The sequence below is a fragment of the Pedobacter sp. genome (assembly GCF_965279535.1).
GTDB lineage: Bacteria > Bacteroidota > Bacteroidia > Sphingobacteriales > Sphingobacteriaceae > Pedobacter.
On sequence record NZ_OZ257244.1, the window covers coordinates 4,991,954 to 5,004,680 of the forward strand.

General features: G+C 37.9%; 8 protein-coding genes. 6 read left to right on the plus strand and 2 right to left on the minus strand.

The features are described from left to right. Nucleotide 1: 1 nt before the first annotated feature. From ACQY77_RS20765 to ACQY77_RS20780, 4 genes are read left to right on the plus strand one after another with little or no spacing between them, the layout of a single operon-like run. On the plus strand, nucleotides 2-1,723 hold the full coding sequence (locus ACQY77_RS20765) for a DUF5008 domain-containing protein (RefSeq protein WP_421940404.1): 1,722 nt from the start codon (nucleotides 2-4) through the stop codon (nucleotides 1,721-1,723). Nucleotides 1,724-1,741: 18 nt separating this feature from the next. After that, nucleotides 1,742-3,499: a DUF4983 domain-containing protein gene (locus ACQY77_RS20770; protein ID WP_421940403.1), complete on the plus strand. Its 1,758-nt coding sequence runs from the start codon at nucleotides 1,742-1,744 to the stop codon at nucleotides 3,497-3,499. Nucleotides 3,500-3,507: 8 nt separating this feature from the next. After that, nucleotides 3,508-5,451, plus strand: a complete 1,944-nt coding sequence (locus tag ACQY77_RS20775; RefSeq protein WP_421940402.1) for a M60 family metallopeptidase — start codon at nucleotides 3,508-3,510, stop codon at nucleotides 5,449-5,451. Between the two features lie 10 nt (nucleotides 5,452-5,461). Continuing rightward, nucleotides 5,462-7,147 carry a LamG-like jellyroll fold domain-containing protein gene (locus ACQY77_RS20780; RefSeq protein WP_421940401.1) on the plus strand — a complete coding sequence of 562 codons (1,686 nt, stop codon included), beginning with the start codon at nucleotides 5,462-5,464 and terminating at the stop codon, nucleotides 7,145-7,147. A gap of 604 nt (nucleotides 7,148-7,751) precedes the next feature. Here the strand turns inward: ACQY77_RS20780 and ACQY77_RS20785 are convergent. Beyond that, complete coding sequence (locus ACQY77_RS20785; RefSeq protein WP_421940400.1) at nucleotides 7,752-8,378, minus strand: M23 family metallopeptidase; 627 nt, start codon at nucleotides 8,376-8,378, stop codon at nucleotides 7,752-7,754. A 39-nt stretch (nucleotides 8,379-8,417) separates the two neighbouring features. Continuing rightward, a complete protein-coding gene (locus tag ACQY77_RS20790) occupies nucleotides 8,418-9,656 on the minus strand; it encodes a metallophosphoesterase (RefSeq protein WP_421940399.1) in 1,239 nt (412 codons plus the stop codon). A gap of 262 nt (nucleotides 9,657-9,918) precedes the next feature. Between ACQY77_RS20790 and ACQY77_RS20795 the strand changes: the two genes are divergently transcribed. Together ACQY77_RS20795 and ACQY77_RS20800 are read left to right on the plus strand one after the other, a co-directional pair. Further along, entirely contained in the window at nucleotides 9,919-10,356 is a 438-nt protein-coding gene (locus ACQY77_RS20795) for an RrF2 family transcriptional regulator (protein WP_090882600.1), read from the plus strand. A 279-nt stretch (nucleotides 10,357-10,635) separates the two neighbouring features. Continuing rightward, on the plus strand, nucleotides 10,636-12,726 hold the full coding sequence (locus ACQY77_RS20800) for a HEPN domain-containing protein (protein ID WP_421940398.1): 2,091 nt from the start codon (nucleotides 10,636-10,638) through the stop codon (nucleotides 12,724-12,726). Nucleotide 12,727: the final 1 nt, after the last annotated feature.

Genomic DNA, 12,727 nt, shown 5'->3' on the forward strand with positions numbered 1-12,727 from the left:
AATGATGAAACAGATTATGTTTAATAATTACAAATATAACCACCGCTTAAGCCTGGTCTTTATCTTGTTGATGACTATGGTGATTTACTCCTGCAAGAAAGCAGAAGTAATAGGTGAAGACCCCTATGCGGGAGGGAAGCAACCGCTTGGCATTAAGTTCGATAATGCACTACCCGACCCAGAATTAGCTTCTCAGGGTGGAGAAGTAACCATTTTTGTAAGAGGAGTGAAAAAGTTTGAAAGCAACTATAAGTTCTATGTGAACGAAATTGAAGCTACCGTTTTAGCGCTTACAGATAGTACAGCTAAAATAAAGGTGCCAGATAATGCCAGTACCGGCGGTTTATCAATTGTTGCTAATGAACAAACTTTCTTTGGCCCTGTACTCAAAATAGATGGGAAGGTAAGTATAGATGATTCTTTCCAAACCAATGGCGCCAGCTACAGAGATAATAATGGAAATATAATCTCTGCTTCAATTTACGACATGGTAAGACTGGCTAATGGGAATGCATTTGTAGTAGGTGCCTATAACAATTTCGATAATCGATGGTCAGAGAAAGTTCCAAATGGAGGCATTGCACAAATAGATCCTAATGGAACATATATTGGACCCATTGTAAACGATCCCACTTCAGTAAATTTTGGTAAAGGGGTAAACGGGACTATAACCAGTGTAAATCGTTTGAACACAGGTAACAACAGTGGGAAATATATCATTTCAGGTATTTTTAGCAGCTTTAACTCAACCAGACCCAATCGTTATAACATTAGTGGAATTACCAGACTGAATTCAAATGGAACACTGGATAGTACGATTATAGATGTTATTAATCCTACTCCCAATGAGGTTAATAAAAATAGAGATACAGTACCAACCTTCAATGGTGGAGTAGATGGTTTCATCAGAAAATCGTTTGTATTTGGCGATCGCTTATATGTTGTCGGAAATTTCAGGAATTATCTGAGACGCTTTTACGAGCGATCAACATACGATACTAAGGTATTAGATGTAATTAAGATGAATCAAATGGCTTGCTTAAAAATCAACGAAAGCAATCCTGTAAATGAAGGTGATTTGGATCTTAGTTTCCACTATAATAGCAGTACAAAGCAAAGTCCGGCAGCAGGTAATGGCGCTATATATGACGCGATCCAACAACCAGATGGCAAATTAATATTGGTTGGTGCGTTCACCACTTTCAATGGTCTTCCTGCAAACCACATTGTTCGCATTAATTTAGATGGCAGCGTGGATCAAAGCTTCAATATTGGAACAGGTGCAGATGATGAAGTTAGCTCAATCACTTTCAATGCCACTACCAATAAAATTTTAATTACAGGTTTATTTAAGAAGTTTAATGGAAGTAGTAAACCTGGTGTAGCCATGTTAGATCTGGAAGGGAGTTTATCTGCAGGATTTAACTTTGGTCCGGTAACGGCAGGGATACCCACTTTTGCAGCGCAGCTAAACAACGGAAAAATTATTGTATCAGGAAGTTTCAAAACCTACAATGGTGTAATCCGTCAGGGTTTCATGATCTTAAATCCGGATGGCAATCTGGCTCCCGGATACAATAACACAGGTCAATTTACTGGTTCTATCGCTAAAATGATGGAAACAACATCGGGAAATACTACTAAAGTGACCCTAATAGGCTATATCTCGAGGTTCGATAACAGAACTTTCAGAAGTATACTCCGCATAAACTTGAAAAATTAATGCTTAAAAATATTTGATATGAAAAAGCTCAATAAAAAGCAATATTCCATTTGGATCAATAGCTTAGGCATGCTTGGCCTTATATTCACACTATTGTTTATTTCTTCTTGTAATAAGGATTTTCCAAATACTTTAAGAACAGAATATCCAAGTGATACTACCAATATAAAGGAGGGTAAACGCAAGGTGTTATACCTGATATTAGATGGAGTAAGGGGAAGTGCAGTAAGTACATTATTGCCTACTAACATCAACTTACTTGCTCGTAATTCTATTTACACTTTTGATGGTTTAACGGATTATCAACTCAATACCACAAATAATGCAACAGCTTGGGCAAATATGATTACAGGAGTAAATGATGTTAAACATAAAGTGACTTCAGAAAATTTTGCAGGTAATGATTTAATCAATTATCCAACTTTATTTTCAAGACTTAAAGCCTCAAATACAACATATAGAACTGTATCGATTGCCTCCAGCGCCGGATTTAATGTCAATTTGGCAACTGATGCAACCGAGAAGCAAACTTTATCTACAGATTTGGCCGTAAAAGATGCTTTGATAGCTGAACTCAAAACTAAAGATGCTGATCTTATTGTTGGTCAATTCCATAGTGCGGAAACTGAAGGTACAGCTAATGGATATGAAATTACGAATGCTGCATATGTGAACGCAATTACTACACTGGATGGCTATATAGGCAGTATACTAACAGAGTTAAAAGCTAGGACGAATTATAACAAAGAAAACTGGCTAGTTGTTATCGCTTCTAATAAAGGGGGAAATATTGCCACAGTACCTGGTAGTTCTGATTTAGGTGTATATGGAGACGCAAGTAGAAATAGTTTCATAATTTTCTATAACCCTAAATTTTCAAGTCAGCCATTAGCAAGACCTGATGTAAATTCTTTTCCATATGTAGGGGTTGGACCAAGATTCGTGGCCAGTACAACTGCTAACGGGATCGCAACTTTAAGTAATACGAGTATAGGCAATTTTGGTAGCAGTACTGGGGGCGAATTTACATTCATGTTCAAGATTAAAAATACAGCAAGTGCAGCTAATTATTATCCCGTTTTCTTAGGGAAAAGATCCCCATTCAACAGTGTAAGTTCTACAGGATGGGGCTTTCTATTTGGTGGAGATGACTACCAGTTAGATTGGGGAGGATCCCCACGGCCTGGAGGCGGAAAGGTGCGTGATGGTTTATGGCACACAATTGCTTTTAAAGTTTTCAATATTGGTACAACACGGTATTTGGCATTATTTACTGATGGAGTGAAGAAAACCACAAATCTTGATATTACCAGTAAGAATATTGACAATAATGTTGGTCTTAGATTAGGTGCAGATATAGCCTTGAATGGGAATGAACTTACTAATATTATGATTAAAGATGTGGCCTTATTTAATATTGCCATGTCTGATGCGGATCTCATCAGTAATATGAGGAAAGAAATGACCACTTCAAATCCATTTTTTAGCAAGCTTTTAGGCTGGTGGCCAGGAAACGAAACTTCAGGGACTACAATTACTGATTTTTCAGGAAAAGGGAACAACTTCACAGCAACCGCAGGAGTTACGAGATCTGCTTTTGAAGATTTGTCCCCTAATGTAAGTCCGTTAATCAGCACAGCCAGTTATAGAGTCGTAATCAATAGCGTAGATATACCTACTCAAATTTATCAATGGATGGGTATTATTCCTGCCACAAACTGGAATCTTGATGGTAGGGTTTGGAAACTTTTATATACAGATGTACGCAATAATTAATAAAAGCCATGAAATCAACTAGATTTTTCAATTTAACTGCAATTGTAGCAATTGTATTTAGCTTAAATGCCTGTAAAAAATACGGCATTGAGGCACCAGATGGTTATGATGATGCATCTGGTAACCAGGCCAATGTAACGGTTGATACCAATATGAAAAATATCGATCGTACAGGCTATGCCAAGGCACGCCTTTTTCCAGGTTTGGTAGATCAATCAGAGCCAAGGGTACAAAATGTATCATTCACCATGGATTTTAATTTTGCCAATCAAACGGCAAATAATTTACGTATTGCAGCAGCTCCAGAACCTCAGTTCAGTACTGGATTTTATGCAGCTCCTGGAGAATTGATCAAAATTATTGTTCCTGCCGGAGTAAATGGCTTAAGCATGCAGATCGGTGGTCATACCGATAATTTATCAGGTAAAGTACCATTATTAAGAGATCCTATTATTTATAATCTCCAACCCTTATATCCAGGGGTAAATTACATGCGCAATATTTACGGTGGAACAATTTATATTCACGCGAGTTTTGCTATTCCACAACCCGTAAAATTTACCATTTCAGGTGCAGTAGTCTCTCCCGATTTTGTTTTAGGTGTAGATACCGATCAGGGCTGGATTGCAAAAGTTAAAGCTTCTAAAACCCCTTGGTTAGAACTGAGAAGCAGGCGTGTGGCCTTTTTAGTGCCAACAGAGAAAGTTTTGGCCAAAATTAATGCCGGACAGTTAAATAATGCAACTGCGTTAATGACAGAATGGAACAATAAATTCGAATTAGATTATAACGCCTGGATGGGGCTATCTGATAATGCAACTGATCCAAGAGATTTAAGTCCACAAGGGCCTTGGAGAGGTGTGCTGGATATTCAGTTAACACTCGGGTATGGCCATTCAGGTATTCCTTTTGTGGGGCAAAACGATCCTTATTGGTTTAACAGTTTTACTAGCTTACCAGATTTACTTTCAAGCGAAGGCATGTGGGGTACTTACCACGAATTTGGTCATAATTGCCAGCAAGCTAATGTTTGGAGCTGGAGTACACTAGGTGAAACGACTAACAATCTCTTCAATTTCAAAGCTGCTAACCGTATGAATGCAAATTATTCAAACCTGCATCCTGCGGTTACCAGTGGATTTCCTAAAGCAGTAGCCTGGGCCTCGTCTGCCATTGGTACCAGAAATTTTGATAATACATCAGATGCAGTTATGGCAAATGATCCGTTTATGCGAATGACTCCTTTTGTGCAGATTTTTGAATTGTATGGTTACGGTGCCATGACTAAACTGTATACAGAAGCACGCCATGCGCAACGTTTATCAATCAATGATATCGATAAACATGATTTTACCTACGAAAAACTTTCGGAATACTGCAATGTAGATTTAATCCCTTTTTTCGAAGCATGGGGGATTTTAGTAAGCCCGTTATCTCAGGCTAAAATAGGAGCAAAGTATCCTCTTTTAACTAAACAAATCTGGACTTATAATCCGTTAACTAAAACCGGCGGAACAGCTAATATTGTTTATACAACAACAGTAATTTCGGCAAGTTCTCCAGCCCAGGAAGGTTCAACGGCAAATCTGGTCGATAATAATGTAACTACCTACTACCATTCTCAATATTCCAGCCCTACACCAGCACAGAGTTTTCCATTTACCTTTATCCTAAGTCCAGGGGCTAATATGCCGATCAAGGGAATGTATTTTAATGGAAGATCGGGTACAAACAGAGCCGGAGATGGAAAGGATATTGAAGTCTACAGCAGTAGAGATAATATAACCTATACGCTCATCGGCACAGCCACCCTTCCAAATACAGCCAATAGGTTTGAGTATTTATTCCCGAATGGTAGCATCAATGCCAAATATTTTAAAGTTATCGTAAAGAATGGCTACAGTTCAAACCCTTATGTTGTATTTGGCGAAATGAATTTAATTAAGCCTTAATTAAAAGAATATGAAATTAAATCTAAAAATAAAATCAGCCCTGTCGCTAATGGTAATTCTTGCCATAGCGTACACCGGCTGTAAAAAATATGATAATCCACCACCAACATTTGAGGAGCTTGAAACTATAAGTAGCGTACAGCGTAAAGTTTTGGTAATTAGTATAGATGGTTTAACAGGAACTGAGCTAAAAACAATTGCCCCACCAGTTATAGAAGAGTTAAGAAAAACATCTAAATACAGCTATGACGTGCTTCGTGGCCAGGTAGCAAATGATGCAGCTTCATGGGCATCTATGGTTACAGGAGTGGGATATGGAAGACACTTAATAAAGGAAACAACCTTTCAGCCAACCCCAAAAGACAATAGCCATGAATCGCCTGCAGTTTTCAGGAATGTGTTAGATTATATCTTACAGTATAAATCCGTAAGGACGGCTATTGTTACACCTTGGCAGCCATTAAGAAATTACTTAAAAATTGCTGACCATGCGCCAGTAGTGAGTACTGATTTGGCGGTAAAAGATTCAACAATCAACATCATCAATACAAGTTCTGCAATAGGAAGTCTGATTGTAAATTTTAGAGATGTCCTTTCTGCTGGGGCCAATGGAGGTTATTTAGCTTCCAATGCCAATTATAAAAATGCTGTTTTGAAAGCAGACGAGTATATTGGAAATCTTATCGCAGCAGTAAAAGCACGTAAAACTTATGCAAAAGAAGATTGGCTTATCATGGTTACCAGTAACCATGGAGGAAGTAGCGAGGATCCTAAGCCAGGTTTTTTGATCGCCTCGAATAAAAATTTAAAAGAAGAGGAGGTTAAGAAGAGTGGATTCAATACAGTTTTATTTAAAGGTGGCAATATTTTAGCCCAGGTTCCAAACGACAATGGCTTATATGATCCAGGAGAAACCAAAGATTTTACTGTTCAAATGCAAGTGAAATTCAATGTACAAACTTCTTATCCTGGTTTTCTTTCAAAAGGTACATCGATGATAGGTTCTGCTATAACCGGCTGGATGTTTAGACAGGGTGGGTCTGGTGTATCAGCTGCTATAGGCGGTACGCTAAACGGTGGTTCAGGCAAAGTGGAATATTCTACTGGTACAGCTGCTGATTTAGCCTGGCATACCATCACATTGACTGTTAAAACAGATAACGCAACCACAAGAACTTTAACAACTTATCTGGATGGCGTACAGGTAACCACTGCCAATATCCTTTCAAGAAAAAGTTTAAGTACAAATGAAAAGTTAACCATTGGTTATAAAAATGTAGATAATGGCGGTACTGCACTATCTTTTCAGGCCGCAGATTTATGCTATTTCAATACCGCTTTAGATGCCGCAACGATTTCGGCTAATAAAGGACTAAAGGATATCACGAAGCATCCTAAATACAATAATTTAATTGGGTATTGGCCTATTGATGAGGGAGCTGAGGGTATTTTGAGCAACAAGGCTCCTGGGGGTTACAATATGGAGTTGAGTGGTCCTTTTACATGGGTTTCTATGGGAACTGATGTTCCAGCTTCCGTTACACCTGATCCTAATGCAAAAGGAAAATCAATTTTATTAACCTCAGGTGCGGTTTCAGCAACCATGTTATATTGGTTAAACGTCAACATCCTTCCAGAATTCGGAATCGATGGAAATCCATTTTTAAAAGAATTTGAAATTGAGTTTTTAAAATAAATAGTTAGTTAGTTTTGTAATTGGAAACGCCCTCTCCATGGATTTGGAAAGGGCGTTTTTTCGTTTAACGCATTAAAACCAACTAACTCAGCGCAAACGTTTGATTTTTTCTGTCTTTTAAAGCAAGATTGACTTTAAAATTCCATTTTTTATCTGGATTTGGCTTTCGTAAGGCAATTCCGCAGGCTTGATGATTCAAAATTGAAGGGAATGAATTTTTCAACTGAGATCTGTTTTTGGCAAAATCCTTTTGATGGCTGGTGTTTTTGCCATTTTAGGTGGATTGAAAAGCTGAGTGATTGAAAAACAGTTGTTTATCTCAATAGCAGGCAGCTAAGTAACATCTTTAAAACTCAAACGTTTGCGCTAAAACAGTTTAAAAAACATCCACTAATCATCACTAATTTGGATCCACAATCTATAATGGTATATAGATGACCAATCAAGCCAGATCAACAAGCATTAATTGATCCTTTTAAGTCTGGTTTGACGATGAACCGAACCTCAAGAACTTTGAAATTGAGTTTTTAAAATAAATAGTTAGTTAGTTTTGTAATTAAAAAGCCCTTTTCATGGATGTGTAAAGGGCTTTTACTTGACTGGGCTATTTAATATATTCTTTTATAAAAAGCTGCGGGTTAAAAAATCTTTCATTAAGCTGAGCATTATTCATGGTCAACCAGCTGCCACAACCGTAATCATCAAATTTTTTCCTGATTTCTAAGTGGAGGTGATGGTAGTCACCCCCATATTTCTTACTTTCTAAAGGGGTAAACAATCTGGCGAGTTTTGTTTTTTCATCTACCTGCTGCCCATTGCGCACATAAACTTCTTTGAGGTGCTTGTAACTGGTAAACATCGTTATACCAGTTTTCATTTTATGTTTAACTACAACTGTTTTCTGGTTTTCTCCCAAATGGATAGAACACACTACACCGGCTGCCATGGCATAGACCGGAATGAGTTTAGATTTAGGCTGACTGGGATTAATGTCGATCGCGGTATGGATATGGCCCTTGTAATAACTATCCCGGTGATCGCCGAAAATGCTAATGATTTTAATGCTTTTTATACTTTTGCGGTTATTGGCTTCAAAAGGCAGAAACCAGTTATCTGCTACTTTATTGGGCACAACATCCAGATAATAAGGTTTCCAGCGATCGCGGTCGTTCTCTATGGTTGGTGTAACTAAGCCAAATAACCCACATATCAATAACAATATAATTTTCATAACAGGATCAAATAAAGAACAAGTTACAAAAATAACTATTTAATTAGTTGAATTTTGTAGCTTTCTTCTCAATTCAATTACGGTAATCTCCGGCCATATCCCGATTCTTCCCGAAAAGCCTAAAAATCCGAATCCTCTGTTCACATTTAAATACCTGCCATTTTCCTCTTTTATCCCTGCCCAATGGTTATAGCGATATTTCACCGGGCTCCATTTAATACCAAAAGCCTCAATGCCGAATTGCATTCCATGGGTATGGCCTGCAAGAGCTAGCTGAATTTTTGAAGGATGATTTTTTACTTGTGCATCCCAGTGGGAAGGATCGTGGGAAAGCAATATTTTAAAATCATTTCTTTGGGTATTTGCCAGGGCCTGCTCCAGATCACCACGTTCGCCAAAACCGATTCCCCAGTTTTCTATACCGGCTAAGATAATTTTATCATCACCTTTGCGGAGTTCAACATGCTCATCCAATAATAACTTGAAGCCAATTGCCGCATGGTACTGTTTCAATTGTTCCAGGTTTTTGATTTTAGCTTCTTCGTTTGGCCATTTAATATAGTCACCATAATCATGATTGCCCAATACCGAAAATTGCCCAAATGGTGCTTTAATCTGGGCAAAATGCCCTAAATAAGGTTGTATCTCCGTCGCGGCATTATTTACCAGATCGCCTGTAAAAACAAATAAATCACTTTTTTGTGCATTAATCAGGTCAATACCTTTTTGAACTTCCTTCGGATTGGTGAAACTCCCGGCGTGTACATCAGAAATTTGTGTTAAGGTAAATCCATCGAAGCTTGCCGGCAAATCGTCAAAATATAGGGTGTGTTTTATTACACGATAGGCATATTTTCCTTTAGTAATGCCATAAAAGAACAGCAGTACAGCTGCAATTAAGATGAGGAAGGAGAAATCAATCCAATATGCACTTCGGGGTACCCAATGAAAACCATTGGGTTGGAAGTAAGTAAATAAACTAACGCCTAAGCGGTAGATATCGCCAAGCAACAAAAAAGCAGCAAAGATAATTTCTACGATCACTAGGCCTAAGAAAATATGACTTACCCATTGGAAGAAAGTATGCATGCCCAGCTTTTGAAATCTCCTGATCGCGATGAATAAGGCAACAGTTAGCGTTAAAATAAAAATCCAAAAGCCTGGAACCAGTAATTTGGAGTGTATTAAAAACTGCAGCCCGCTCAGAACATAAACGTTTATGATATAGAAAACAATTGCAATAACAACTAATGGGACAAGGGAAAATCTCCTTTTCATATTAATCTTCGATAATGATTTAAAGTAAACATAGCGTTTAAACCCTGATATCAGGACATTGTTACACTTCAATATGTATTATGACGATGGCTTGATAGAACCTTAATGCTATAAAATAGATAGGAAAGGTTTGATAAATAGGATAAAAAAACAAATTGCTGAAATATTCTCTTATTTTAGGGTAACGATTATAGGATAATGAGGTAGGAGTAAAGCTACCATATTTTAAATTATATTAACTTTTAGTAGCTTTGTAAGATATATGCTATCAAAAAAGACTAAATACGCCATTAAAGCTCTTGTTGCTCTTGGTAAGAATGTTGAAAAACCACCCATGCAGATTTCGAAAATTGCAGAGGAAGAGCATATCCCCAAAAAATTCCTGGAGCAGATTCTGCTGGATTTGAGAAATGCCGGCTTTTTATACAGTAAAAAAGGCGCCGGGGGCGGTTACAGTTTAAACAAAAAGCCTGAAGAGATTTTGTTGGTTCATGTGATGCGTATCACAGATGGTCCAATCGCCATGGTGCCCTGTGCAAGTCTGAACTTTTATCACAAGTGTGATGAATGTGTTGATGAAAAAACCTGCGGTATCAGAAGCGCTTTTATTGATGTGAGAGATGCTACCCTCAAGATTTTAACAGAAACCAGTATTGCTGACATCATTGCAAGAGAAGACGGCTTAAAAATCATCCTGTAGGCATTCCTAATCCTTTCGCCTAATTAAATTTTGTATGGCTAGGGTCATAAGCAACCTGGACAAATAAAATTTTTTAAAATAAATTACGACTATTCCTATATACTTTATATATTTGAGGGATGAATTTAAATTTTATATCTAATTATCAGCTGTATAACCTGATGCGTTGTTGTTATCAAACAAGGTAGAAGAGGGCGTATAAACATTTTTTTAGATATGAAATGGAAATGCTTCTCCTAAACGAGAGGCATTTTTAGAATAAAACAACAACAACAAAACATGCAAAGTTTCAGAACAGAACTCGAAAATCCGATAGTTGAACAGGATATCATTGATCTAGAAAAGAAAATTAGGGCTTTTCGGGATGGAACCATTCATGAGGAGAAATTTAGAAGTTTACGCTTAGCCAGAGGTGTTTACGGACAAAGACAGCCTGGTGTACAAATGGTGAGAATTAAATTGCCATTTGGTAAAGTAACCTTCAGGCAATTATTGCGCATTGCAGATATAGCAGATGAGTATGGAAGTGGTAATTTACACTTAACAACACGCCAGGATATACAAATTCACTATGTAAGCTTAGACAGAACTCCAGAACTTTGGGCAAAGCTAGAGCAGGATGATATTACGTTGAGAGAGGCTTGCGGAAATACCGTTCGTAATGTAACAGCATCGCCGAACGCTGGGATTGATGCCGAGGAACCTTTTGATGTTTCTCCGTATGCACAGGCTGTATTTGCTTACTTTCTGCGCAACCCGATTTGTCAGGAAATGGGCAGAAAGATTAAAATCTCATTTTCATCCAGTGATCGCGATACAGCTTTCAGCTACATTCACGATTTGGGTTTTATCCCTAAAATTAACGATAAAGGAGAACGAGGATTTAAGGTTTTATTCGCAGGTGGCTTAGGCGCGCAGCCTTTCTTAGCCAACGCCGTTCACGACTTTTTACCCGAAGATCAATTAATTCCTTTTACAGAATCAGTTTTACGGGTTTTTGATCGCTACGGAGAAAGAAGTAACCGAAATAAAGCCAGAATGAAATACCTGGTTCAGAAACTGGGGTTGGAAGAAGTACTCCGTTTAGTTGCCGAAGAACGTATTGCCAATAAGGTTAAGACTTTCGAAATTGACCGCAATACAGTTGTTGAACCCGCTTTGCCCCAGGCGTTAAACTATGCAGAGGTAAAAATTGAAGATGAACAACATTATAAACACTGGTTCGCTACAAATGTTATCGAACAGAAACAGAGTGGATTTTATGGGGTATATGTAAAAGTAAAAGTAGGCGATATCAAAACCGATAGGGCGCGCGCTTTTGTAGAAGCCATTAAGCCTTATGTGGCCGATGAAATTAGAATTACACAAAATCAGGGCTTGTTATTGAAATATGTTAGAGAAGAGGCTATTCCTTCTTTATATGTTGCCCTAAATAAAATAGGTTTTACTACCGCAGGTTTTGATAGCCTGGCAGATATTACCACCTGCCCTGGTACAGATACTTGTAATTTAGGTATCTCTAACTCGATGACTTTAGCCGAGGTATTAGAAGATGTGATTTATAACGATTTTCCAGAATTTATATACGAAAAGAACCTTAATATCAAAATCAGTGGCTGTATGAATTCCTGCGGGCAGCATGGTCTGGCAGAAATTGGTTTCCATGGCAGCTCGTTAAAGGCAGCTGGCAAAGTCGTTCCGGCAGTACAGGTTATGCTTGGTGGCGGAACAGTAGGAGATGGCGTTGGAAGAGTAGCAGAACGTGTAATTAAAGTGCCTTCAAAAAGAGCTACAAGCGTACTTCACTATTTATTGAATGATTTTAAAGAGAACAGTTTAACAGAAGAGAATTTTCATCAATATTACGATAGACAAGGAAAAGATTATTTTTATCAGCTGTTAAAACCGCTGGCAGATCTTACTGACTTAAAAGATGAAGAGTTTGTAGACTGGGGGCATGTAGAGCAATTTGCAACTGCCATTGGTGTAGGAGAATGTGCTGGCGTCGTTATCGATTTGGTAGCCACACTTTTATTAGAGGCTGATGAGAAGTTCGACTGGGCTAAACAGAATTTAGATAAACAAGCTTATGCCGATGCCATTTACCATACTTACAGTACTTTAGTGAGTGCTGCAAAATCTTTGCTGCTTGATAAAGGTGTAAATAGCAGTACCCAGGTGGGTGTAATCAGAGAGTTTGATAACCATTACATACAAACAGGCGAATTTAATCTCGCAACAAGTTTCTCTGATTTTGTTTTACAGATTAATAAAAACGAACCAACAGCAGCATTTGCACAGCAATACTATGCAGAAGCAGGTGAATTTTTAAACCAGATTAAAGCTAAAAGAAGTTTAGCAACCGTATAAT